We start from the raw sequence: 26,958 nt of genomic DNA on the forward strand, positions 1-26,958 counted from the left end.
AATCACCTCCTATTGTTCTTCTTTTTTAGGCACTACTACAGAGATGACACTTTTATCCTTTAAGAAAAATGTGTTCAATCTAGAATTTACATCATCAATATTCACTTCTTTTAATACCTCTAAATAGTCCAAAAAGTTTATTCCTTTAAACATATAACTCAAAAAGTTATTAGCTATATATCCGATTGAATCAAATGATTTTAAAAATCCACCAATTTTCTTTTTCTTATTTGTTTCAAAATCAACTGGATCAACACCTTTTTTTCTCAAATCATCTATATAATTATCAACCATTTCTTTTAGCTTTTCTGGATCTTTTGATGCTCCTGATGCAATTGCATATGCATAATCTTTTTGTGGTAAATATCCACCTGATATACTGCCTACAACTAGATAGTCATTATATAGTTGCTTGTACAATTCCCCGCTTTCAGAAAAAATTATATCAAATAATATATCCGTAGTCACTTCTTTTTTTAGTGCATCTTTAGCCTCAAGGTTTTCTGCTTTGTCCTTATAACCAATATAAAAAAGTGGCATTGAAACTGAATACTCCTCCACTATTTTTCTTTTAAAGACTTCTTCTGGTTCTTTAGGCATAAATGTTTTTATATCATTATTTCTACTAATTGTGTCATCATTAGCTTCTCTAATAACTTCCATCAGCTCTTTTTCATCTAAATCACCTACTACGAACAATATCATATTTGAAGGATTATAAAATGTGTTATAGCATTTATACAATTCCTCTGGTGTTATTTTATATATACTCTCAACACTTCCTGCTATATCTATTCTAGTGTGATGATTCGAATACATAGCTTTTAGGCAATTAAAATATACATTCCACTTTGGATCATCGTCATACATTTTAATTTCCTGTGCAATTATACCTTTTTCCTTATCTACATTTTCATTAGTATAATAAGGTGTTTGCACATATTGTATTAGATGTTCTAGTGCTGGATAAAAATTTTCAGTAGCAGAAAATAAATAAGAAGTCATATTGAAACCGGTATATGCATTTGCACTAACACCTAATTCAGAAAACTTATCAAATGCATTCCCTCCATCTGGCTGTTCAAACATTTTATGCTCTAAAAAATGTGCTATTCCTTCATTAACTCTTATTTTGTTATTTTCATTTATTGGTATAAATTCTAGATCGTTTGATCCGAAGTCAACACCTAATACAGCATACTTACTCATAAATCCCTTCTTAGGAATATAATATACTCTTAAACCATTGTCCAAAACATCATAGTATAGTTCTTCATTTATTATTTCATTATATATTTTTTTCATATTTCCTCCGATAAAATTAATTAATTTTGCAAAGTATAGTTCTATCTTAGAAAATATACTGTGTCTTCAACTACATTTTTCATAGCTTCAACTATGCCTGCTTTATCGACATCATTAATATAACCTATCACCTCTTCTAAAGAAAGATTCGTCCTACTTATAAACTGATTATACACAAAGCTAGATTCTCCTGATACCGAGTCATATGACACATTAAATGAATTTATCATACTTTTTTTAGCATTTTCTATTTCAAGATCACTTATAACTCCGTATTTTAAATCTTGTAATTCTTTTCTAATTAGCTCAAGAGCTCTTTCATAATTATCTATTTCTATTCCAGAATTAACCATCATAATGCTTTTATTTTTATCCAAACTAGATGACGCATAATAGCATAGGCTCTCTTTTTCCCTTACATTATTAAATAACTTAGAATGAGGTCCACCACCAAATATACTATTACCAAGTAACAGGCTATAATATTTCGGATAATCCATGTAATCTATCCCGCATCTATATCCAATTACTAATTTACCTTGATTTATTCCCAAATCTTCAGTTATATAGTCAACATCTTTAGATTTTATGCTGTAGTCTTCTCTATCTATTTTTACTACATCCCCTCTTCTAAATTTGAATTTTTTCTCACAAATAGATTTTACATTCTGCTTATCGAAATCTCCTTCTATTGTTATAAATACATTTGAAGAAGATATAAACTCTAGATACATGTTGTATACATCCTTAGCTGTAATTTTATCTAAGTCCTCTACATATCCAATCGTATCAATAGAAAAAAGTTCATCCTTACACATATTCTGTATACATTTTGAATTAGCATAGCTTATTTTATTATTTATTTTTGAGTTTATTTCACTTCTTAAATTTTCTCTTTCAATATCTAACATTCCTGGATTTAGCTTATTTCCATCAACTATAATTGGATTGAATATAACCTCACACACAAAATCTAGTACATCTTCTATTATGGGCTCATCTACATACTTATCCGATATACTATAAAAAACGAACTTAGTAATAGATTTTTCCCCGTGCTTACTTATATCTATATCCATCCCCATTCCATACAGTTCATCTAATCTTTTTGAAACATCTTGTATGCTTGGATATAAAGTAGTCCCTGACTGCATTAAACTGGCAAGAAGTGAAAGCACTGTGACTTCATCTCTTTTTAAATTTCTCTCGAAATAGATAGAGATAAAGTTAGTTTTAAACTTAGAGTTTTCTATTAACCCCAAAGAAACTCCTTTATCCAAAGTTATTATATTTGTATTTGACATATTATACCTTCCTGTTTTTATTTTTTTACAAATCTTATATGACGCAGTGGAAGTTGATTTTCTATGATATTCCCATTGATATTAATACTATCTATATTAGCTATATCATTCAAAGCCATTACATCAGTTATTTTATTATGCGATATATTTAAAAATTCAAGCCTTCTTAATTTTTCTAATGGCCAAATATCTTCTACTTGGTTCTCATGGAAATCAAGATTTTCCAACTTTAAACACTCTCTAAGCGGAGATATATCATCTATCTCGTTAGTTGCGATATATAAAGATACAAGATTTTTAGCATTTTGAATTCCCTCAATATTTTTTATTCCTTTTCCGTTCATATCAAGAATTTGAAATTTCTCCATCATTTCATCCGTAACTTCTTCTCCTGCAAATGCATTATCAATTTTTTCTATGTAATTATCTATTATTGCTTTTTTAAAGTTCTCACATTTGAAATTAACTAGCATAAATTTTCCTCCTAATATATTTTTATGTCTATTTTTATTTAATATTATACACCGTATTATACCACAAAAAGAGATTTTGATAAAATTGAGCATTATAAAAACCCTGAGGATCGTATTCTCAGGGTTTTTTAATTTATTGTTTTGTTTTATGGAGTAATATTTTTTACCTTATACATTAAATTTAAACAATATAACATCTCCATCTTTTACAATGTACTCTTTTCCTTCAAGTCTTACTAGCCCTTTTTCTTTTGCAGCAGACATAGTTCCGTGATCAACTAAATCATCAAATGCTATAGTTTCAGCCTTGATAAATCCTCTTTCAATATCTGAGTGAATTTTACCTCCAGCTTGAGGAGCTTTTGTTCCATTTTTTATAGTCCAAGCCCTTACTTCCTGTGGACCAGCTGTTAAATAAGAAATCAAGCCTAGTAAATGATATGATGATTTTATTAGTTTATCTAATCCAGACTCCTTCAGCCCAAGAGTTTCCAAGAATTCTATTTTTTCTTCATCAGTTTCTAGTTCTGATATTTCTGCTTCAATTTGAGCGCAAATAACTACTACTTCTGAATTTTCAGTAGCTGCAAATTCTCTTACTGCTTCTACCATTTCATTATCAGAACCATCATTTGCAAGATCATCTTCTGATACGTTTGCCATATATATAACTGGTTTTGAGCTGATCAAGTCTAGAGAGTTTACGAAATTCCAGTCATCTTCACTCATTTCCATTGTTCTTATACTTTTACCAGACTCTAATACTTCTTTAACGTTTTTTAAAATTTCTAACTCAGATTGTAACTTCTTATCAGCTTTTAAACCCTTTGTAGTTTTTGCTATTCTTCTATCAAGTATTTCTATATCAGAGAATATAAGTTCTAGATTAATTGTTTCTATATCTCTTAATGAATCTATTTTACCGTCAACATGAACTACATTAGGATCTTCAAAACATCTTACTACATGCACAATAGCATCAACTTCTCTTATATTTGATAAGAATTTATTTCCTAAACCTTCTCCTTTTGATGCTCCTTTTACCAATCCAGCAATATCTACAAATTCTATTGCAGTTTGAATTATTTTTTTTGAATTATATAGTTCCTGAAGTTTGTCTAATCTTTTATCTGGAACAGACACAACTCCAACATTCGAATCTATTGTACAAAAAGGATAATTTGCAGATTCAGCTCCTGCTTGTGTTATAGCGTTAAAAAGTGTACTTTTGCCCACGTTTGGCAATCCCACTATACCTAATTTCATAGTATATAACCTCCAATTTATAATTATTTATTTTATGAATCTATTATATTTAGCGTATTTATTAAATTAGAAGCAATTTTATTTTAAAATTTAAAATAAATATTGCACAAACAAAAAAACTTATAACTGCAAAATCTTCTAAAATACACTACAAGCCAAAATATATTATAAACTAAAAAAACTATATTATCAATCATTTGATTAATTCAATTTAACTAATTTTCTAAAACAAAAGGGCCATAGTATAAATAAGCTTAATACTATAGCCCTTAAATATATTTAATCTAACATATTTTATTACTTACTTTTTTATTTTAGAGTGTTTAAAGTTTATTACCAACTTTATGGTTTCCGAGATTAATACTACGACAATACTTATTAGTGCATAATAGTACGTAAATAACTTTTGTTGATTGAAATAAACCGTAACAAAAATTGATACTATTAACAATATCGAACTAATAAAAAAATCAAATTTTTTTATACTATTATTTTTGTAGTTTAAGTATATATTCAGCGCAAGCATTATCAATAATAATACAATCAAAATGACAATATTATTATTATTGAATATTCCTTCTGAAAACCACACATTTTTATACGTTACATGTCTCATCATACCCATTCTTGAGTTAGCAAAATAATTCACTACAAAGAAAGCGACTATTCCCAGTAGTTCAAGAATATAAGATATTATTTTTATTGGTTTCATATTAATTACCTTAAATTAAAAATCATTTTTTGAATCAGGCTTTTTCATATTATTAGGCGCACCTACTTGAACTGGAAGACTCTTATCCATTTGCCATAAGTTCCATCCACCATCATATATTACAAAATTGTCCCAACCCATCATCTGAGTCATTTCCCAAGATATTGCAGCTCTCCATCCTGTTCCACAGTAAAAAGCTCCCTTATCTTCTTTCTTTATTCCTTGAGCTTCCCATAACTGAGCTAATTCCAATGGATTTCTCAAAGTATTATCTGGGTCATAATAATCTTGCATATTTGCAGCATCAGATCCTGCAAATCCCCAAATAGCACCCTTAGGTTCACCCTTTTCTGGAATATAATCATATCCACTAGTCTTTCCTATGTATTCATCCCAAGATCTAACACTTATAAGTTTTAAACCTTCCGATTTCATCTTTGCATCAGCTTCTTTTGCAGTGGATATATTGAATTGAGGGTTCATTGGAACAGTAGCTTTAAATGAATCTACCTTTTTAGGAATATTTACTTTTGTTTCTACAGGTAGTTTTGCACTTTCCCATGCCTGTAATCCTCCATTAAGTACTTTCACGTCTTCTACTCCCGCCCATCTAAGAGCAAACATAACTCTATATGCTGCAGATTGGTCGTTTGAATAAAGCACTATTGTTTTGTCCTTTGTTATTCCTAGATCCTGAAGATTTTTTTGTATTACTTCTGGCTTAGATAGGTTCCACTCCGGTCCATTTTCAATTAAATCAGTATTAAAGTGATAAGCTCCCTTAATATGTGATTTATTATAGTCTTTAGCTTGGTCAACTGGACCCCATGAAACTTCAAAAATAGCATATTCACTAGATTCATATGATTCTGGTTTGTTTCCATCCATCAAATCTTTCAACCACTCAGAGTTTACTAATTGTGAATATCTTTCGAACTTAACTAATTTGTTTTTATCGTTTTTAACGTATTCATCAAATTTATCGTATGCTAATACGTTATATCCTAGTTCTTTAAGTAATCCGCCTACCTTATCAACATTTTTCTTATCAGTATCATAAACTACTACTTTTTTGTCTTTTTTGATACCTTTGTCTTCTACAAATTTAGAAAGTTTTTCTTTTTTTACCTTTCCTACCCAGTCTGATGTATACTGAACCGCACCTTCAATATGTCCTCCTCTAGACTGATCTTTTTGCTTAAATCCATTATAATAACTATCATTTCTTGTGTCTACGAAAATATACTCATCGTTGCCCACATTTTTCTCTACATCAGCAGTAGAAATTGTTTCAAGCTTTACATTGCTTTTTGTCTCTTCATTTGAAGATTCCGCTTTTTTGTTAGAGCATCCAGTAAGAACTAGACCTGCTACTAAAAAAGTAGATAAAACACCGTATTTAATTTTTTTATTCATATTTTAACCCTCCTTTTTTTAGTCAAGTCAATTATACCATATATATTAATATATAAGATTATTATTTTATTTTTTCATTTTTATTTAATTATATATAGATTTTTTCTATATATAATTTGTTGATATAGTTAAAATCGATACCTTAAAACAATAATTTTTATTATTTGTTTTAATTTAACATATTTTTATTATTTTCTTCTCTATTATGCTATAATTAAATAAAATAACACAGGAGGATAAAAATGAATAAGGATAACAAAATAGATCTATTGATAGGAATTGTGCTAATTATTTTTTCTGTGCTTTCTTTTATTGCACCTCAGCAAACTTTTTCTTATTTGTCTTATTTAATTGCTATAATTCTTTTAATAAGAGGTTTGTATAATATTTTTGTATATTTAAGATTAAAAAACACATGGTACCCTAAAAACATTACCTTTTTGATAGTTGGAATTTTAATTTCGGTGTTAGGTATAATCTTCTTACTAAAACCGACTTTTGCGCACACGACTTTTTCTTATGTATTAGCCATTTGGTTTATATATGATGCGATTAATAACTTTTTCTCGTTTTCTATCTTAAAGGACATAGACTTTAAATTACTTATTACATTTATAACTGCAAATGCTCTTACTGTAATGTGTGCAATTTTAATATTTATAAATCCTTGGATATCATATATTCCTTTGTCTAATATATTCGGAATTGCTTTTATATTACTTGGAGTCGAGCACATTATATTCTCAATTACAGGAAGAAAAAACTCACATATTCCAAATAAAATAACAAAAAGAAATTTGAACTAAAAATAAGCCTTGTAATGTATATTACAAGGCTTTTGTTGTATTAATTAATTATTCTTTTTAAGTATTCTAGCAGCAGCGTTTATAACTTCGCCTTTTTCGTCGTAGAACACTCTTTCTCCATTCACATATTGATATTTTTCATGTCCCTTGCCTGCTATTACGACCATGTCTCCATCAGTTGCTATTTCAAGGGCCTTTTGTATTGCTTCGGCTCTATCAACTATTTTAATTACCTCGCTTTTAGAATTATGAAAACACTCTGCTATATCATTGATAATCTGCATTGGATCTTCATCATCAGGGTTATCTGTCGTTAAAATTGATACGTCACAAAGCTCCGCAGCTACCTCTCCTAACTCTTTTCTTCTTATAGCTGTTCTTCCGCCTACAGATCCAAATAAACAGATCATTCTGTTTGGTTTATATTGTAATAATGTTTTTAAAACATTTTCTAAACTCATTCCATTATGTGCATAATCAACAACTACAGTTGCATATGGTAAAACAGGTAAAACTTCAACTCTACCATCTACTTTAGCTTTTGAAAGCGCACCTAGATATTTCTCTTTATCTAAATCCAAACACTCGCATGTAGAAATCACAGCTAGAGCATTGTAAATACTAAATTCTCCTGGAGAAGATATAGATGTATGGATAGGAGTTTCTCCTTTTTCTATGTAGTCAAACTCAGCTCCTAATGAATCTTCACTTCTTGTAAGAGTAATATTTGTCGCTTTTAAGTCACTCTCTTTTTCAATAGAAAAAGTTTTTATTTCACAATCTGCATTTTCTATCATATAATCTGAATTTTCATCATCTAAATTGATTATTCCATATTTGCATAATTTGAATAGCTGACTCTTACAGTATCTATAATCTTCAAAAGTAGGGTGTTCTTTTGGCCCAATATGGTCAGGAGATAAGTTTGTATATATTCCTATATCAAAATTAACATCATTTACCCTTTGCATCATTAAACCACCAGAAGACACTTCCATTGCTACGCATTCTACACCCGCATCGACCATTTTTCTGATCGTCTTGTGAATTTCATAGCTTTCCGGTGTAGTGTTTACAGTCTTTCCTTCGTAGTCATTATAGAAAATACCATTTGTTCCTATAACTCCAGTATTCATTCCGGATTCATCTAACACTGACTTTAGATAATTTGAAATGGTTGTTTTTCCTTTTGTTCCGGTAACCCCAATCACTTTAATTTTTTCTGATGGTCTATCAAAAAAGTTGTTAGACATTTTTGATAAAGCAGATCTACTACAAGATACTAACAGCTTTACACTATCTTCAGGAAGCTTAATATTTCTGTTGACTACGAATACTCTACATCCTCTTTCGTATGCTTTATCTATATAGTCATGCCCATCTACTGTTTCGCCTTCTATAGCAACAAAAATTTGATTTTCACTAGCTAGCCTAGAGTCATATGCTATTCCCTCGATTTCAACCTCATCTAGAGTATCTAATTTTGCGTTGGAAATATATTCTAACCCTTCAATAATTCTGCTAAGTTTCATTTGTTCTCCTCTCAAATTTTTAAATAAGATCTAATTATTTTTTAGTTTTTTTTCTGATTTCAATATTACCTGTCTTGCCAATACTTCTGATGAATCTACGTAAAAATCATTCGGTAATTTTTTATCTTTTTTAATAATAGACAGCTCTGTGCAACCTAGTATAGCACAATCACAACCATTCGATTTTAAATCATCTATTATTTCGTTAAATGTATTCATATTAGCCTTTTTACCAGCTTTTACATCTTCATATATAATCTTCATAACCTTATTTTGTATCTCCTCGTCGACTACATAATAATCAACTTTTTTAGCTTCGCACATGTTTTGATATAGCTTAGTCTGTATATTGCCTGTAGTGGCCAAAATACCAATTTTTTTATGACCATCATCTATTGCATGTTGCACAGTTTCTTCAACCATATTAAGCAGAGGAACATTTACACTTTTAGAAATTTCTTCATAAAAGTAATGAGCCGTGTTACAAGTCAATACTATAAAGTCAACACCTGCTGCTTCTAATCTCTTTGCATCTTCCACGATTTGATCTAGAGGACTGTCATCAGATTTTCCAACTATATATGCCGTCCTGTCTGGAGTAGTCGCTCTATTTATAATGATCATATCCACGTGTTCTTGATCTATACTGGCCTCAGTCATTTCTACCACTAAATCATAAAAATATACAGTAGCCATCGGACCCAACCCACCTAAAACACCAACAGTTTTTCCTTTTGACATATTTTTATCTCCTATTTATTTACAGTATTTCTTAAATTTTCTTTTTTGATTTATATTATATAATTCTATATACAATTTTCTTTTGAAATTTCCCTTTAAATCATAATCATAGTAAAAAGCACTCGCGCTTTTGCCTTCTTTCTCAAGCTTTTTACACTGATCCACAAGATCTTTATTTTCCACATATTTGTACACAATTGAACTTGGTATAACATGCCAATAAAACGGATCTCTCTGTATCTTTAATTCTAAGTCTTTTTTATACACTCTGTCTTCAACTACGTATCTAGCAATATTATTTCCAGAAGAAGTAACATAATTATTGCTTCTCCCTTGTCTTAGGTTAATTTCAAATACCTTAAACTTACCATCTCTACTATCATACTTTATATCAAAATTTGAAAATCCTACAAAACCTATTTCTTCTAAGAAAGTTTTATATTTATTCATTAATTCTTCTTCATATTCTGTAATAATAGCAGCGTGATTTCCTATTCCCTTTGGAGTATGTTCTTCTAACAATACGTGACCTAAACACATCATTTTTACTTTTCCGTTTATATCAGAATAACATGTCAATACTCTCATGTTTTCATCTTTTCCAGGTATAAAGTCTTGTATTATCATACTTTTTTCATATCCATGAGAATATATTTCCTTAATTATAGTATTGAATTCTTCTTCATCATTTACTATATAGGCTTTATTCATACCTTCGAACGAATGTTGGAAAAAAGATATGCTATCAGAAGCCTTTACAATCACAGGATATTTAAATCCAAAGTCCCTTGTTTCATCTCCATTATTATATATATATGTCTTTGGGTAATCTAGTCCATATTTTTCACACACTTCATAAAAAGATTCTTTTTCTACTAATTTATTCTTAAGATCTGAGTCAATATAAGGAACTATAAATTTTGTTTTTAATTTGTCCCTATTGTCTATAATCAGCTCTGCATATTCATCAGTGCATCCCATTAAAATAAGCTTTTCGTCATCATTATGCTTATCAGCTTCATCTAGAAGTATGTCTACAAACATATCTTCGTTTGTTATGTTAGGTTCTATTCTAAAGTCGATTATCTTACTATCTTTCGTTGCTCCTAAAGGATATCGACCAAATGCAATAGATTTGACACCATATTCCTCATGAAATGCTCTAGCAACACTATAGCAGTTAAGATCTCCACCACATAATATGGGTTGAATTTTAATATTTCCCACTTTAATACACCTCTTTTTATTTATATTTTATCTAAATTTTTAAATGAATTAAAAATACTTATCCATTCTAAACACATTATTTATGATATCTTATCATGAAGATATTTGCAAGATTAGAATAAATGAATTTATTTACCTTTGTTTTTTTGATTTTCATAATTTTTTTTCAATTCTTCAAACTCTTTCTTTTGTTTTTTCTCTTTTAAAGTTGGAAAGGCTTTTAATAACCTTCTTTCACTTGGCATAAAGTTCTTTTGCAACTCCTCTTCCAATTTCGATAATTCCTCTATACTATATTTACCTTTTAAGTCTATAGTTTTAAACTCTATTTCTCGTAATTTTTTTGAAATTCTATTTGTAAGCTTGTCTATCCTTTTTGCCAATCCTTCTTCAATAAAAATTTCTCTATTATTTTTAAATCCACTTATCTCTGCTTTTACTTCTTCTCTTTTATTTGCTAATTCTTCAATAACAGGTTCTGTTCGTTTAGCTATTTCTATAGTTTTTTCACTTACATTCTCTCCTATAGAATCACTTTTTTCATGGATAACTTTTTGTATATCGCTTAATATATCCAATCTTACATTCAATGTCTTTATAGATTGAACTGTCGCAAGTAGATCTATTATAATAAGAATAATTAATACTATATCTAAAAATATTAAAACTTCAGTATTGACTAAACTCACCAATTCATATATTACAGACTGAATATTATTTACTAATATAATTCCTCCAACACCCCAGTACAAACTAAATTCTAAGCATATATAGCCCTTAAAGTTAAAGTTCTGATCTGAATAGTCCCACCATTTTTTCGAAAATAATTTGTCTAACACTATGCCTACAATTAATTCAAGTAAGGTACATAGTATAGTTGCTCCTAAAAATAAAATAAAGGTATTATTTCTTATTGGTTCTAACAAATAAATCAGCGCAACGGCTCCAAACCCATATATTGGGCATACAGCACCTGCAAGCATGCCTCTATTGACAAATGATTTGTTTTTGAGGGCATGATATGCTACCTCTAAAACCCATCCTAAAAATGCGTATATAAAAAAATACATTATATATACTGCGATTTCCCTTTGAAATAGTATCTCCATAGCTCCCCCTAATCTGATAACACTAAAACTCTGTTATACTCTAATAAATTCAATCATATTTTTTATGAAATTGATTGCATAAATATTATATCATATTTACTTTTACTTTTTAAAATTTAAGTAAATATGATATAATATTTTCTTAATAAGTACTAAATTAAATGAAAGAAAGTATTATCTAGATACTATATAAAATGTACTTTTAGGAGGACAAGAATTTGAATATTATATTGGCAAGTAATTCACCTAGGAGAAAAGAACTTCTAAGTATGTGTGGGCTTAATTTTGAATGCGAATCCGCAGATATCGATGAAAACAGTATTATTAATTATATTTCATCAGATTCATCTAATCTTTCAAAATATGATCTATCTGAAAAGTTAGTTTCATCCCTTTCATATGAAAAGGCTATAGCAGCACATAAAAGAAATAAGAATAACATAACCGTTGGTTCGGATACTATTGTGTCGAGTGAAAATGAAATTTTCATAAAACCTAAAGATAAAGATGAGGCTTATATCATGTTAAAAAATCTAACTGGAAAAACCCATAGAGTTTACACAGGTGTTAGTATAATTACTGATAATGATATAGATACCTTTTCTTGTTATACTGAAGTTACTTTTTATGATTTTGATAATCTAACAAATAAAATAATTTTGGATTATATAGATACGAACTCTCCTTTAGATAAGGCAGGTGGATATGGAATTCAAGATATGGGAGCTCTTTTGATAAAAGAAATTAAAGGAGATTATTATACTGTAATGGGACTTCCTATTTCTCTTTTATATCGAAAGCTACAAAAAATTTTATAGTGTTGTTTGCAATAAAAAAAGGGATTCATATAGAATCCCTTTTAAAATACTTATTTTACTGTTACTCTTTTTTCTTCTCCAACAACTGATTTTCCTTCAGTAACTACAACTTCTTTACCTGTTTCTAAGTTAGTAAATATAATTGGTGTTATTGTTGGATATCCCTTTGAAACGATTAATTCTTTATCCATTTTAGCTAGCTTATCACCAGCCTTAACTTTTTTACCTACTTCACAGAATACTTCAAAACCTTCACCATCAAGTTTTACAGTATCTATACCCATATGTATAAGAATTTCTAATCCATCTTCTGTTACGACGATTATAGCGTGTTTTGTAGGGAATATCATTCCTACCTCACCATCAACAGGTGAGTATATATTACCATCAGATGATTCAACAGCAAAACCTTCACCCATTATTTTTTCGGCAAAAGCAGGATCTGGTACTTTTGATAAGTCAAGAAGTTCTCCTTCTACAGGTGATACTATTTCTAATGTATTATTAACATCATCTTCTTTGACATCAGTCGCTTTGTTTTCATCATGAATCTCAGAAGTAACATCTTTAGCAGCAGCTATTTCAGAATTTAATTCTTCACTATTGCTGCTCTTTTCAAGCTCCATTAAATCTTTGTATTCATCGTCTACTTTTGAATTTTCAATATATTCTTCAAGGTTTGATTTAATTACAGAAACTCTTGGTCCGTAGATAACTTGAACACCTTCACCGCTTTTCACTACCCCTGCGGCACCGGTTGCCTTAAGTATATCATCCTTCACCATAGTAGAGTCCTTAACTGTTGTTCTAAGTCTTGTAGCACAAGCATCTAAGCTTGAAATATTTGACTTACCACCTAGTCCATGCACTATCGCCATAGATATATCATCTTTTGCAGAATCAGAATTAGATTCTGAGTTGTTCTTAGCATTCACATCAGACTTAGTATATAGTTTTATTTCTGCATCATTATCTTCTCTACCTGGAGTCATTAAGTTAAACTTTTTGATTAAGAATGTAAATAAGAAATAATATATTGCAAAATATGCAATTCCTACAAATACAATTCTAATCCAGTGAGTTTTATCATTTCCTTGAAGTATACCAAATAGAGTCATATCTATTAGACCACCTGAGAAAGTCATACCAACACCAACGTCTAACATATGCATTAACATGTAAGATAAACCTGCTAGAACACAGTGGATTAGATATAAAAATGGTGCAACAAATAAGAATGTAAATTCAATTGGCTCTGTTATACCAGTTAACATAGAAGTAAGAGCAGCGGAAACAAGAAGTCCTTCTACTACTTTTCTATTTTTTAATTTAGAAGTTCTTATCATAGCTAAAGCCGCACCTGGTAAACCGAATATCATTAGTGGGAACTTACCTGACATAAATCTAGTAGCTTCTACACTGAATGAAGTAGTATTTGGGTCAGCAAGCTGAGCAAAGAATATATTCTGAGCTCCTTCTACCATTTTTCCAGCTATTTCCATTGTTCCACCAACAGAAGTCTGCCAGAAAGGTAAATAGAATACATGGTGAAGTCCAAATGGAATTAATATTCTTTCCATAAAACCGTATACCCAAGTTCCAAAATATCCAGATATTCTAACTATATATCCTACTTGATTTATTCCAAGCTGCACTGTAGGCCAAATATAATACATTAAAATACCAACACAAAGGTAAACTACAGCAGATATTATAGGTACAAATCTAGTTCCAGAAAAGAACGAAAGTGATTGAGGTAACTCAATTTTATAAAACCTATTATGAAGCGCTGCCACACCAAGACCGACTATTATACCACCAAATACACCCATTTGAAGTGATTCGATTCCTACAGTCATAGCTACAGAACCTTCCATCATGCTTTCTACGCCGCCATTTACAGTTATCATAGAACCGATAGATGCATGCATTATAAGAAACGCTAACGCTCCTGAAAGAGCTGCTACCGCTTTTTCAGCCTTCGCCATACCAATGGCTACACCCATTGCGAAAAGGATAGGAAGGTTTGCAAAAACAATATCTCCTGCTCCTTTCATAACTGTTAGTATAGAACTAACAAATGTCCCAGGTCCAATAAGACCTGTTAAGTTATAGGCCTCTAACATCGTAGTATTAGTGAATGACCCACCAATACCTAGAAAAAGACCAGCAACTGGTAGAATTGCTATAGGAAGCATAAAAGATCTACCAACACGTTGCAAAACGTCAAAAATTTTGTCTTTGTTCATAGTACTCTCCTAAAATATTTTTTTATCGCATTTCAAAACATAGTACATATAATGGTAGTAGGAAAATATTTTTCCAACAATCAAAATTTATACTATAATTATTTTGTTATGCGTATTTCACATTAAATGACAATATTAAGTTTTATATGTGCTTATATTATAAATTGGGTAGTTTTTACATAAAACTTGCGTTTGTATTGCATCTAAGTTTTCGTATTATATTCTACATGATAATCTAAAAAAAAACAAGTTTTTTTATTTTTATCAATTGATTACCAACCAATTATTCTTTTTAACCTTAGTTATTCAAAATTCAAATAACAGTGCTAAATGTATATATTTACATATATACTCAAATTCTCTGCATATATTCAAATTTTCTATATATATTCAAAAAAATACCCTAGTTTTAAAACTAGGGTATTTTAAAATATTTATTTACTTATTACATTTCAGATCTTTTTTTATATCCTTCATATCTTTCCTTAGCATTTTCTTCCGCCATTGCGAATAACTCTTCGCTTTCTTCTGGGAACATTTTTGCTATTGAAGCATATCTATTCTGACCCATTATAAACTCTCTGAATGATTCAGTTGGTTCTTTTGAATCTAAGATAAATGGATTCTTTCCTTCTTTCTTAAGTTCTGGATTGAATCTGTATAGATGCCAGTATCCTGCCTTAACAGCATCAGCTTCGTTTTCAACAGATTTACCCATTCCCTTCTTAATTCCGTGGCTTATACATGGAGCATAAGCTATTATTAGAGAAGGTCCTTCATGCTTTTCAGCTTCTAACATTACCTTAAGAACGTGGTTCTTGTCAGCTCCTATTGCTACCTGAGCAACATAAACATTTCCGTAAGTAGCTGCCATCATACCTAAGTCTTTCTTCTTAGATCTCTTACCTGCAGCTGCAAACTTAGCCATTGCTGCCATTGGAGTAGACTTAGATGACTGTCCACCAGTATTTGAGTAAATTTCTGTATCAAATACAAGTACATTTACATTTTCACCTGATGCAAGTACGTGGTCTAATCCACCGTAACCTATATCATAAGCCCAACCGTCTCCACCAAGTATCCAGTTACTTCTCTTAACGAAGTAATCCTTCAAGTCAGCAAGTTGCTTAGTTATTTCTAATTCTTTTCCTTCTAATACATATCTATCTACTAGTGACATGAATGCATCAGTTGTAGCAACTGTGTTGTCACTGTTTTGCATATTTTCTATGTATTCATTTACTATGTTCTTATCATCTCCTGAAGCTTTTTCAGCTAATTCAGTAGCTAAGTTCTTAACTCTATTTCTTAACTGTTTAACTGCTAAGTACATTCCGTATCCGTATTCAGCATTATCTTCGAATAATGAGTTTGCCCATGATGGACCCTTACCTTCGTGGTTTATTGTGTAAGGAGTTGCTGGTGCTGAAGCTCCCCATATTGAAGAACAACCTGTAGCATTTGCAACCATCATTCTTGGTCCAAATAACTGAGTTACTAACTTCATGTAAGCTGTTTCACCACAACCTGCACAAGCTCCTGAGAACTCAAGCAATGGCTGAGCAAACTGAGAACCCTTTACAGTAGTCTTTGGCATAACATTTGGCTTAGCTGATACTTTATTGAAATCAGTAGCGAAATACCAATTTTCTTCCTGAACTTCTCTTTGTTCTTCCATTGGCTTCATAACTAAAGCTTTTGTCTTAGCTGGACAAATGTCAGCACAGTTTCCACAACCAGTACAATCCATTGCAGATACCTGAATTCTGTACTGATATGGTTCTAATCCCTTACCAACAGCCTTCTTAGTTTCAAATGATTCTGGAGCATTTGCTACTTCTTCTTCAGTTAATAAGAAAGGTCTTATTGCTGCATGAGGACATACTAGAGAACACTGGTTACACTGTATACAGTTGTCTATTTGCCATTCTGGAACATCAACTGCTATACTTCTCTTTTCGTATGCTGCTGTTCCCTGAGGGAAATGTCCATCTTCATGTCCGTTGAATGCTGATACTGGAAGAGAGTTTCCTTCTACTGCATTCATTGGTCTTAATATATTCTTGATGAAAGCTGGTTCATCCTTAGTTTCTACTGCTTCATCTACTGCATCTGCCCAAGAAGCTGGAACATCTATCTTAACCATAGCATCCATACCCTTTTCAACAGCTTCGTAGTTCATGTTTACGATCTTATCACCCTTTTTACCGTAAGTCTTCTTTATAGAATCCTTAAGATACTTAACAGCATCTTCAGCTGGTATTATGTTAGCTAGCTTAAAGAAAGCAGCCTGAGCGATCATGTTTATTCTATTTCCTAATCCTATTTCTTTAGCTATATTTACAGCATCTAAAGTATAGAAGTTTATTTCGTTTCTAGCAAGGTATCTCTTTAGGTTAGCTGGAAGATTTGCATCTAGTTCTTCTGCATTCCAGATAGTGTTAAGTACAAAAGTACCACCCTTTCTAAGACCCTTTGTTAAATCATACTGATATACATAGCTCTGCTTATGACATGCAATGTAATCCGCTTCATCTAAAAGATAAGTTGATCTAATTGGACTATCACCAAATCTTAAGTGTGACATTGTTATACCACCAGATTTCTTTGAATCATAGTCAAAGTAAGCCTGTACGTATTTATCTGTGTTATCACCGATGATCTTTATAGCCTGCTTATTAGCACCAACAGTACCATCTGAGCCAAGACCCCAGAATTTACATCTTACAGTACCTGGCTGTGCAATCTTTATTTCTTCCTTAGCTTCTATAGAGTGATTTGTTACATCATCAATGATGCTTAATACAAATCTATCCTTAGGATTTTCAGAAGTTAAGTTTTCAAACGCTGCATTAAGATCAGTAGGTATAGTATCCTTTGAACCTAATCCGTATCTTCCACCAATAATCATTGGAGCGTTTTCTTTTCCGTAGTAAATACCCTTAATATCAAGGTATAGAGGTTCTCCGTTTGAACCTGGTTCTTTTGTTCTATCTAATACAACAATTCTTTCTACAGTGCTTGGCATTGTATCTAAGAAATGTTTTGTAGAGAAAGGTCTGTAAAGGTGAACTTTAACGATACCATACTTTCCGCCTCTAGCATTTAGAACGTCTATTAATTCTTCAGCTGCTTCTGTAACAGATCCCATAGCTACCATTACGTATTTAGCATCTTCTGCACCATAGTAATCAAATAGTCCATGTTTTCTTCCTGTCAATTCTGACATTTTGTTCATATATTTTTCAACTACGTTTACCATATTGTCATAGTACTTGTTTGAAGCTTCTCTTGTCTGGAAGTAAATGTCAGGGTTCTGAGCAGTACCTCTAGTCACTGGATGATTTGGAGAAAGAGAGTTATCTCTAAATTCCTTTACTGCGTCAAAGTTAAGTAACTTAGCGTAGTCTTCATTTTCAAATAATTCAACTTTCTGAATTTCATGAGATGTTCTGAATCCATCAAAGAAATGTATAAATGGTAATTTACCTTCTATTGATGCATAGTGTGCAACTGGAGCAATATCAGCAACTTCCTGAACTGATCCTGAAGCAAGTAAACAACATCCAGTCATTCTAGCTGACATAACGTCTTGATGGTCTCCGAAGATTGAAAGAGCTTGTGATGCTAGCGCACGAGCTGATACGTGGAAAACTCCTGGTAATAATTCACCAGCACATTTATACATATTTGGAAGCATTAATAATAGCCCCTGTGATGCTGTATAAGTAGAAGTAAGAGCTCCTCCTGCAAGTGAGCCGTGGAATGCTCCTGCTGCTCCACCTTCAGATTGCATTTCTACGACTTCAACAACCTGTCCAAAAATGTTTTTTCTTCCTTGTGAAGCCCATTCGTCAACAACTTCAGCCATTGTTGAAGAAGGTGTTATTGGGTAAATAGCAGCCACATCTGTAAAGCAATACGATACGTGCGCAGCAGCTGTGTTACCATCAACTGTTTTCATGAATTTAGCCATGTTTGATTCCTCCCTTAATTAAGAAATAAAAATGTTAAGTATTATAGTGTTTCTTGTATACAATATTAAACAAATGCAACTGGTTTTTAACTTTACTTCCGAGATAACAATTGTTTATTTAAATATACTTTTTGTAATTGAGAACGCTTTTTATATTTAAACAACAAAACGTTCTATTAATCATCAAATAAATTATACTAAAAAAATATAAAAAAATCAACTTAAAGCTTGAATTTATTTTGTTTATTTATAGTCATTCAATTTTTTATTATAAAATATTAAGTTCATTGTTTTTTTTATTAAATAAAAATATAATATTTTTTTCTTTTATAAAAAAAGTTTTACTCATATATTTTTTTATAAAAAAAATTAAAATGAATATGATTAATAAAACAATTTCATTGTACGTTATTTTCTTAACTTTTCGATGTTTTCCGTCAAATTCATTATATTCCATCGAAATAATTATCATTTGATAAATAGGACTAATATATCATCTTTTTTTTCTTCTTTATATACAAAAGATTCTATTGAGAGCTTTAGATTATCCAATATATCTATTTTATCTTTATCTACATTCTCAACAATAAAGTTTTCCAGTCTATCTTCTCCATACTCATCATCATTGGCATTTTTCATTTCTAATATACCATCTGTGAAAAAGCACATAAGTTTGAAATTTGATATATCATATTCTAAATCAGAATAATTAGCGTCTTTTATTATGCCTACTGGTAGTTCTCTCTTTTTAGTGTCTATTTTTATCACGTTATTATCTTTATCTACAACAATCGGGAAATAATGTCCTGCACTAGAAAGAACTATCTTTTTTTCTGATTTATATAAAAAACCTATTATAGCCGTTGAGTATATTCCCATTTTATCGAATTCGTCGTATAAAAAATTATTTATTCCTAGTAAAATATCCTTCGGTGAATTTGAAGATTTAGCCAAAACATCAAATGCACCTTTAATTATTGCTACAATGTAATTGGATATAACCCCATGCCCCATAACATCTGCCACAATAAAAACTATTTTTTCTCCCATATCTATTGCATGATAAAAATCTCCTCCTACAACTTTCGCAGATTCCCTATAGAAGAAAAACTCACTATTTTGATATTTTTTGATATTATCATCACTCATTATTAACTCTCTTTGTACTTTTAATAGTGATAGTTCATTATCAATATCTTTTTGTTTTTTTTCTTCATTTGAATATTCATACGATTGTATGCTAAGTGACACTTGCCTTGCCAATACAGATACTGTGCTTTCATCGTCTGTTGAAAAATCATCTCCGCCAACACACATAATCATTAAGGCAGTTTTTGAGTCTATTAAATATTTAAAAAATAAATATTTTTTTACATTTTTTCCATTTGGCAATACTATATCTGCATCGTTATTAAATTCTGATACTCTACTAGAATTCATTACCATTGGCATTAATGAGTTTAAATTATTTATCATGTGAAATGGTTCTGATATACTAACTTTTTGCCCCTGTACTTCACCTTTTTTGCCTACATTATACACATTCATTAGCGCATACTCACTATTTGTATTTTCAACTAAAATAGATGTCATTTTTTTAAGATAGTAAAACATATCTTCTGTTGAATACAAACGTCTAGAGGCTTTGTTTAAATTGGTCAACGAATTTCTTAATTTATTTATCAGATTTTTTATACCATTATTTTTTTCCGTAATCGAAATAGACAGCGACATCAAAGAAGCTACCTGTGATATGAAATCTATATCATCATTATCTAATGTATCATCTTCATCCAGATAACAAGTCATGAATCCTACAGTTTTATTATTAATAATAAAAGGAAATACAGCCCTTCCCTTATAACCTTCATTAATAGCTAGAAGAGACTCTCCTTTTGCAGTTTCGTCATTAGAAACATCTTCTATTACTATTATTTTACCTTCATCAACTGCTTTATGAATATACTCTGGATAAACATTAAAGTCTATCTTAGATCCATGCTCTTCGTTCTTAGGAAATATTTTAGGTATGTAATCTAAAGTTGCAGAACACACCAAATGAGCATAATTATAATCATTTCCATAAAATAAATTAACACATGCTTTAGTAGGATCTACAACATTTAGCATCGTGTTAATAATTGAATCTTTTATATCAAAAAAATTGTCTGATTCAGTAACTAACTTAGTTATCTCAACTAGGTTTTTCATTTTTTCTACATAACTCATAATATCCCCCCAAACTTAAGCCTTTATATAATATTATACTATGTAATTTAAGATTTTCATACAAAGAAAACAATTTAAGATCATTTTATTTTTAAGGTTTAATATTTAGCCCAAGATCTCAATTATTTTAATTATTTAATGTTATTGCTCTCCAAAATGTCTGAATAATAAGAATTTTTATTTAAATCACTGGATTATTTTAATTATTTATTGTATAATATAAATAGAGGTGATTCAGATGCAATTTTTGCAATTGGATTTAGACGTTCGTTACAAAATCTATACTCAGACAAAAAAAACACTTAGAAAGTATCAAAAAGGTATTATTTCTGGAAAGTTAACCCCGGAGAAATTTGTCGATAACATGTTAAAAGATACATTAATTGAAGATATTTTGAAAAGTATAAATGTTTCTTCTGATAGTTTTAAAGACACTTACAGAGACTATGTTGAAACATTAATTTCTATTCAAAATGAAAATTTATTGAGCAATAAGCGAAAATTTCAAAAAAACTACTCAAAAAAAGTTGACTATACAAGTATCTTTAAACTAAATGAACTCTTAAACGACAACGGCTATGATTTATCTATTCCTTCTAAGTATTTAACACAGTCTGATATAGATTCTATTGTGAAGTTCATTACTACGGGAAATATTGATTTAGGTGATGAAAAAATTTACAATTATGTTAACAAAAAAATATAAAGGGAGAAACCCTTTATATTTTTTTGCTAAAATTAATTTTTCATTACTTTTCTGAAGATGCGTTTATTCCTGCTAAATACCCTGTTGAAAATGCTACCTGCAAATTATAACCACCTGTAAAAGCATCTACATCTATAACTTCACCTGAAAAATATAGACCATTTATAAACTTCGACTCCATTGTGCTTGGATTAATCTCTTTTACTACAATTCCTCCAGATGTAACAATAGCTTCTTCTATTGGTCTCAATTTCACTACATCAAAATTAATATTTTTTAATAAATCTACTAGATTTTTACGCTCAACTTTTGTAATTTGATGAACTAATTTATTTTTATCTATACCAGAAATTTCTATTACAAAATCTATTATTTTTTTTGGCAGCAATTCTCCTAATGATTTTTCAAAAGTCTTATTCATATTTTTTGCAAAATCCCTCTGGATTCTCATGTCTAGCTTTTCATGCGAAAGTGCTGGTTTAAGGTCTAAAGATATACTACATTTATCATTTTTTTCATCATCAATATAGCAGCTTGCTGATTTAATAACAGGTCCATCTATACCATAATTTCTAAACTCTAATTCACCAAAATCTTCATATATTTTTTTATTATTTTTATATAAATTAATAGAAATATTTCTCAAATTTAAACCAACTAACTCACCAGGTATTTTTTTATCTACCTCAATTCCGACTAGAGAAGCCTTTAGTTTTGATACCGTATGACCACATTGCTTGGCAAATTTATATCCATCTCCTGTAGAGCCTGTTAGAGGATAACTTACTCCACCAGTTGCTATTATCACTGAATCTGCCGCAATATGTTTCCCATTCTCTGTGATAATTCCACAGGCACTATTTGTATTTTCATCTAAAACTATCTTCTTAACGGACGTATTTAGATATACCTTCACACCTTCTTTATTTAACATTCTATCTAAAGTTTTCACTACATCAATTGCCTTGTCTGACTTTGGAAAAACTCTGTTCCCTCTTTCAACTTTAATTTCTAAACCGTGCTCTTTAAGAACATTCATAACATCTTCATTGGAAAAAGAATAGATAGAGCTATACATAAAATTACCATTTTTGTATATATTTTTTATAATACTTTCTATATCCGACGCATTGCATATATTACATCTTCCCTTGCCTGTTATTCTTAGTTTCTTTCCTATCATGCTATTTTTTTCTATCAAAATTACATCTGCACCTGACTTCGATGCAAAATATGAAGCAAATATACCTGCCGGTCCTGCTCCTACAACTACTACTTTTTTCATTTTATATGTTCCCCTTTAATATTAGTCAATCCATCCGAAATGCTTGCATGCATATTCTATTCCACCATCATCTGCATCTTTAGTTACAAAATCTGCAATATCCTTTAACTCATTTACTGCATTTCCCATAGCTATACAAGTCCATTCAGGTTTAAACATTTTTATATCATTTGTGTTATCGCCAAATACTACGATATCCTTGTCTTCTATTCCCATTATTTCCTTTATTCTATTTATTCCTATGGATTTATCATCTTGTTCTATTATAATATAATTTTTATGATATCTTGTATATGTAACATTTTTCAGCTTTTCTATATCCTTTTCTTGATCCACATTTAAGTATGCAAAGCCTTTGTATATTTTTTCTATTTTTCTTATATCTAAGTTTGGTTCTATTTTTGTCTGCATATAATTTTTAATTTTCACTATACCGCTCATAGCATTTGGAAAAACTTCATTTTTTGTATACCAAATTCTCTCATCAGCAAGACTAACACTCCAAGGAATTTTTCTATAATTAAATTCATCTATTATATCTACCATCATTTCCTTATCTAGAGGTTTTATTTCAGCTTTACCGTCTATAACTATCCCATTTCCACCATCGGTAACCATGTTTGATATTCCAAATTTTTCACAAAAATCTTTTGCCATAACATGCATTCTACCTGTTGCTATACTTATGAAATGTCCTCTTTCTTTTAATTTAAAGAGAGTTCTCTCAGTAGATAACGGTATCTGTCTTTGCGGTCCTACTGCTAATGTACCATCTATATCAAAGAAAAAATATTTTTTATCCTTCACATTTATTATTTCAATGCTATAATGCATCTACTTCTCCTTATATTTTAATATTATTAATAATATCCCTACTAAATAATTCTATTATATCATAAAAAGAGATTGCTATTACTAAATACTATACGTATTTGCTCGCAATCTCTTTTATCATTTAATAAATATTTTACACGTCTTCAACTATACCTATATATGGCAAGTTTCTAAATTTTTCAGCGTAGTCTACACCATATCCTACTATAAATTTGTCTTCTATTTCAAATCCTATATAATCTACTCCTATTTCAACTTTTCTTCTACTCGGTTTATCAAGTAATGTACATAATTTTAAGCTCTTAGGATTTCTTGTAAGCAGTGTATCATAAAGATTTCTCAAAGTAGCACCTGAATCGATTATGTCTTCTACAATTAATACATTTTTGCCTTCAATATCTACATCTAAATCCTTCAAAATCTTAACTGTACCCGAAGAAGTTGTTCCGCTACCATAGCTTGAAACACTCATGAAATCTATATTTACATCTAAATCAATCTTTCTCATCAAGTCAGCTACAAATACACAAGCTCCCTTTAATATTCCAACAAGAAGTATTTCTTCACCCTTGTAGTCACTCTCAATTTTTTTAGCTAATTCTTCTACTTTTGCATCTATATCTTTTTCACTATATAATACGTCTGTCAATTTGTACATTTCTTTCTCCAATCATATTTTCGTTTTTTATTTTTTACAACAGGTGTATTCCTGCTTCATTACATTCTTTAATCATACCCTTAGGCCAAACACCTACTTGAACCTCACCTATATGAGCTTTTCTTAAGAAGAACAAACAAATTCTAGATTGTCCTATTCCTCCTCCAATAGTATATGGTAATTCTCCATTTAGTAAGTCCCTATGATAATCAAACTGAACTCTATCTTCTGCACCAGCAATCTTCAATTGCGAATCTAAAGTTTCTTCATCAACTCTCACTCCCATAGAAGATAATTCAATTACATCGTCTAGCACAGGGTTGTAAAAAAGGAAATCTCCATTTAAATTCCAATCATCGTAGTCAGGAGATCTTCCATCGTGCTTTTCTCCAGATTCTAAGGTTTTTCCTATTCCAGTAAGAAATACTGCCTTATGTCTTTTTACAATTTCTTTTTCTCTCATCTTTGGTTCTAAATGAGGCCACTCATCTTCCAATTCTTGTGAAGATACAAAGGTAATTTCATCTGGAAGCAATGGTGTAAATTGAGGATATAAATTCACTATATATTCATCAGTTCTTTTAAAAACACCAAATATTTTTTTTACAATCCATTCTAGCTTTTCATAATTTCTATCTTCTTTATCTATATGATATTCCCAATCCCATTGGTCTACATATAGAGAATGTAAATTATCTAGTTCTTCATCTTTTCTTATCGCATTCATATCGGTATAAATACCTTTATTAACAGGTATTTTATATTTTTTTATAGCCATCCTCTTCCACTTAGCTAGAGAATGTACTATTTCAGCCTTTTTATTTATAAACGGAACATTAAAAGTTACCGGTGTCTCAATTCCATTTAAATTGTCATTTGTACCTGTTTCAGGCAAAACAAACAAAGGAGAAGAAACTCTTAGCAAATTTAATTCCTTACTTAGCTCTGTTTGAAAAAAATCTTTAAGATTTTTTATTGCAATTTGAGTTTCCAATATATCAAGGTCACTTTTATAGTTCTTTGGTATTATCATTACCATGGTATTTCCTCCTAGTAAATCATTAGTGAACTTTTTTGAATACACTAATGTAATATATTTTTATTGTTTCTATACAGTTAATATACAATTTGATCTGGCATGACAACTTTAAAATTGCCAACACCTTCATATTTATTTTCAAATGCAGAATATGTTTTGCATCTTACAAAAGATACTTTTTCAAGAAAATATGAGTTATATGCAGTGTTCAATTCCATTTTTTTACCGTTTAAGTTTATACCTAACTCAGTTGCAAATTTAATTAGAAATGACTCTGGATCCGCTGATGCAGAGCCTATTGTTCTCTCTATATTATAATTTGACTTATAAAATGCAGATACCTGTTGGTTTAATGTATCATAATCTTCTTTTAATCTAGATATTTGGTTAATTCCATATAATTTCATAATTAGCTGACTTGAATTTGGCTCAGAAAGCTCCGCTATATAAAACTTCTTATCTACCAATTTATTTATTAATACTTCATCCGTACCTTTATCAGTAGAATAAATATTTATTTTATTTCCGTATTTTTCTACCAATTCATCAACTTTATTAGAAACATAAGCCTTTTTTTGCTGCAAGCTATCTGACTCTGGAATTTTTATTTCTTCTACTGGCATATCCAATTTTTTTGATTCAGACTGTATGTTTTCAATAATTTTTTTTGTTTTTTCATCATTTAACTTATCTTCTCTTACAAAGTAGAAAAACTTCTCTGCTCCTAGCGATTTTGCCAATTCTGATATTTCTGCACCTCTGTCAGAATTATTTTTTGTTTTAAAGTTTAGATCAAATTCATTAATTAGCTCTTTATCATCTTCAGTTAATTGAGCTGATATAGTAATTATATCGTTTCTTTTTTCCTTTAATTCCTTTGCGTATGGAAGTATACCTTTTTTATTTGAAGACATTACGACTACATTAATACTCTTATCTTTTTCAATATCTTTAAATATTTTTTCTACATCCTTTTTGCTATTTTCATAATTAGAAGGCAATATAAAATGTTTGATCTCTGCTTTATATTTATCATTTTTTTCTTTATTATAATCTTTCCATAGCTTTAATGATTTAGCAGAATCATAAGCTTTTTTATTATCATCTTCACTCTGCGTTATAATCGCAACCTTAGTATTTTTATCCTCATTTGCATCATTTATTTCGGTTTTTTTTCCGCCTTCATTGCTCCCGCTACATCCTACTAGTAATATACAAGAAAACAAAATAAGGATTTTTTTTAAGTTATTAATCACTTTATTCATATTCAGTT

General features: G+C 30.2%; 21 protein-coding genes. 3 read left to right on the forward strand and 18 right to left on the reverse strand.

The window, feature by feature from the left end; translation table 11 throughout:
- Positions 1-9: 9 nt before the first annotated feature.
- The 6 genes from yfmH to C0982_RS04610 all read right to left on the reverse strand — a co-directional run bounded on the left by yfmH (position 10) and on the right by C0982_RS04610 (position 6,476).
- The gene (yfmH, locus tag C0982_RS04590; RefSeq protein WP_101773038.1) at positions 10-1,305 is read right to left on the reverse strand and encodes an EF-P 5-aminopentanol modification-associated protein YfmH; all 1,296 of its coding nucleotides are present in this window, start codon (positions 1,303-1,305) and stop codon (positions 10-12) included.
- Positions 1,306-1,346: 41 nt separating this feature from the next.
- Complete coding sequence (yfmF, locus tag C0982_RS04595; protein ID WP_101773039.1) at positions 1,347-2,609, reverse strand: EF-P 5-aminopentanol modification-associated protein YfmF; 1,263 nt, start codon at positions 2,607-2,609, stop codon at positions 1,347-1,349.
- 17 nt (positions 2,610-2,626) lie between these two features.
- Positions 2,627-3,082, reverse strand: a complete 456-nt coding sequence (locus C0982_RS04600; RefSeq protein WP_101773040.1) for a leucine-rich repeat domain-containing protein — start codon at positions 3,080-3,082, stop codon at positions 2,627-2,629.
- A 168-nt stretch (positions 3,083-3,250) separates the two neighbouring features.
- Complete coding sequence (gene ychF, locus C0982_RS04605) at positions 3,251-4,348, reverse strand: redox-regulated ATPase YchF (RefSeq protein ID WP_101773041.1); 1,098 nt, start codon at positions 4,346-4,348, stop codon at positions 3,251-3,253.
- A 301-nt stretch (positions 4,349-4,649) separates the two neighbouring features.
- Positions 4,650-5,060 carry a hypothetical protein gene (locus tag C0982_RS10410; RefSeq protein WP_145994495.1) on the reverse strand — a complete coding sequence of 137 codons (411 nt, stop codon included), beginning with the start codon at positions 5,058-5,060 and terminating at the stop codon, positions 4,650-4,652.
- A 15-nt stretch (positions 5,061-5,075) separates the two neighbouring features.
- Positions 5,076-6,476: a rhodanese-like domain-containing protein gene (locus C0982_RS04610; RefSeq protein WP_101773042.1), complete on the reverse strand. Its 1,401-nt coding sequence runs from the start codon at positions 6,474-6,476 to the stop codon at positions 5,076-5,078.
- Positions 6,477-6,718: 242 nt separating this feature from the next.
- Here C0982_RS04610 and C0982_RS04615 point away from each other — a divergent pair, with 242 nt between their 5' ends.
- A complete protein-coding gene (locus C0982_RS04615; protein WP_101773043.1) occupies positions 6,719-7,282 on the forward strand; it encodes an HdeD family acid-resistance protein in 564 nt (187 codons plus the stop codon).
- A 44-nt stretch (positions 7,283-7,326) separates the two neighbouring features.
- Here the strand turns inward: C0982_RS04615 and C0982_RS04620 are convergent, their stop codons facing one another.
- The 4 genes from C0982_RS04620 to C0982_RS04635 form a co-directional block, all read right to left on the reverse strand.
- Positions 7,327-8,814 (reverse strand): UDP-N-acetylmuramoyl-L-alanyl-D-glutamate--2,6-diaminopimelate ligase, encoded by a 1,488-nt coding sequence (locus tag C0982_RS04620; protein WP_101773044.1) that lies wholly within the window; start codon positions 8,812-8,814, stop codon positions 7,327-7,329.
- A gap of 30 nt (positions 8,815-8,844) precedes the next feature.
- Positions 8,845-9,555, reverse strand: coding sequence for a cysteate racemase (cuyB, locus tag C0982_RS04625; protein WP_101773045.1), 711 nt, complete (start codon positions 9,553-9,555; stop codon positions 8,845-8,847).
- A 15-nt stretch (positions 9,556-9,570) separates the two neighbouring features.
- Positions 9,571-10,782, reverse strand: a complete 1,212-nt coding sequence (locus C0982_RS04630; RefSeq protein WP_101773046.1) for a carboxylate--amine ligase — start codon at positions 10,780-10,782, stop codon at positions 9,571-9,573.
- Between the two features lie 128 nt (positions 10,783-10,910).
- Positions 10,911-11,891, reverse strand: a complete 981-nt coding sequence (locus C0982_RS04635) for a putative ABC transporter permease (RefSeq protein ID WP_101773047.1) — start codon at positions 11,889-11,891, stop codon at positions 10,911-10,913.
- Positions 11,892-12,109: 218 nt separating this feature from the next.
- Between C0982_RS04635 and C0982_RS04640 the strand changes: the two genes are divergently transcribed.
- On the forward strand, positions 12,110-12,709 hold the full coding sequence (locus tag C0982_RS04640) for a Maf family protein (protein ID WP_101773048.1): 600 nt from the start codon (positions 12,110-12,112) through the stop codon (positions 12,707-12,709).
- Positions 12,710-12,759: 50 nt separating this feature from the next.
- On the opposite strand, the gene C0982_RS04645 is transcribed toward C0982_RS04640, so the two are convergent.
- The 3 genes from C0982_RS04645 to C0982_RS04660 all read right to left on the reverse strand — a co-directional run bounded on the left by C0982_RS04645 (position 12,760) and on the right by C0982_RS04660 (position 21,163).
- Positions 12,760-14,958, reverse strand: a complete 2,199-nt coding sequence (locus tag C0982_RS04645) for a PTS transporter subunit IIABC (protein WP_101773049.1) — start codon at positions 14,956-14,958, stop codon at positions 12,760-12,762.
- A 445-nt stretch (positions 14,959-15,403) separates the two neighbouring features.
- Positions 15,404-18,934, reverse strand: coding sequence for a pyruvate:ferredoxin (flavodoxin) oxidoreductase (nifJ, locus tag C0982_RS04650; protein ID WP_101773050.1), 3,531 nt, complete (start codon positions 18,932-18,934; stop codon positions 15,404-15,406).
- A 468-nt stretch (positions 18,935-19,402) separates the two neighbouring features.
- The gene (locus C0982_RS04660) at positions 19,403-21,163 is read right to left on the reverse strand and encodes a GAF domain-containing SpoIIE family protein phosphatase (protein ID WP_101773052.1); all 1,761 of its coding nucleotides are present in this window, start codon (positions 21,161-21,163) and stop codon (positions 19,403-19,405) included.
- Between the two features lie 238 nt (positions 21,164-21,401).
- Here C0982_RS04660 and C0982_RS04665 point away from each other — a divergent pair, with 238 nt between their 5' ends.
- Positions 21,402-21,869 carry a hypothetical protein gene (locus C0982_RS04665; protein WP_101773053.1) on the forward strand — a complete coding sequence of 156 codons (468 nt, stop codon included), beginning with the start codon at positions 21,402-21,404 and terminating at the stop codon, positions 21,867-21,869.
- 43 nt (positions 21,870-21,912) lie between these two features.
- Here C0982_RS04665 and C0982_RS04670 read toward each other — a convergent pair whose 3' ends face one another.
- The 5 genes from C0982_RS04670 to C0982_RS04690 form a co-directional block, all read right to left on the reverse strand.
- Entirely contained in the window at positions 21,913-23,154 is a 1,242-nt protein-coding gene (locus tag C0982_RS04670) for a BaiN/RdsA family NAD(P)/FAD-dependent oxidoreductase (protein ID WP_101773054.1), read from the reverse strand.
- 21 nt (positions 23,155-23,175) lie between these two features.
- Positions 23,176-23,988 carry an HAD-IIB family hydrolase gene (locus C0982_RS04675; protein ID WP_242961495.1) on the reverse strand — a complete coding sequence of 271 codons (813 nt, stop codon included), beginning with the start codon at positions 23,986-23,988 and terminating at the stop codon, positions 23,176-23,178.
- A gap of 133 nt (positions 23,989-24,121) precedes the next feature.
- Positions 24,122-24,646, reverse strand: coding sequence for a hypoxanthine phosphoribosyltransferase (hpt, locus tag C0982_RS04680; protein ID WP_101773055.1), 525 nt, complete (start codon positions 24,644-24,646; stop codon positions 24,122-24,124).
- A 34-nt stretch (positions 24,647-24,680) separates the two neighbouring features.
- Positions 24,681-25,685 (reverse strand): aspartate--ammonia ligase, encoded by a 1,005-nt coding sequence (gene asnA, locus C0982_RS04685; RefSeq protein WP_101773056.1) that lies wholly within the window; start codon positions 25,683-25,685, stop codon positions 24,681-24,683.
- Positions 25,686-25,762: 77 nt separating this feature from the next.
- Positions 25,763-26,950, reverse strand: coding sequence for a DUF3798 domain-containing protein (locus tag C0982_RS04690; protein ID WP_101773057.1), 1,188 nt, complete (start codon positions 26,948-26,950; stop codon positions 25,763-25,765).
- Positions 26,951-26,958: the final 8 nt, after the last annotated feature.

This window comes from Peptostreptococcus faecalis (genome assembly GCF_900240845.1).
GTDB classification, from domain to species: Bacteria; Bacillota; Clostridia; order Peptostreptococcales; family Peptostreptococcaceae; genus Peptostreptococcus; species Peptostreptococcus faecalis.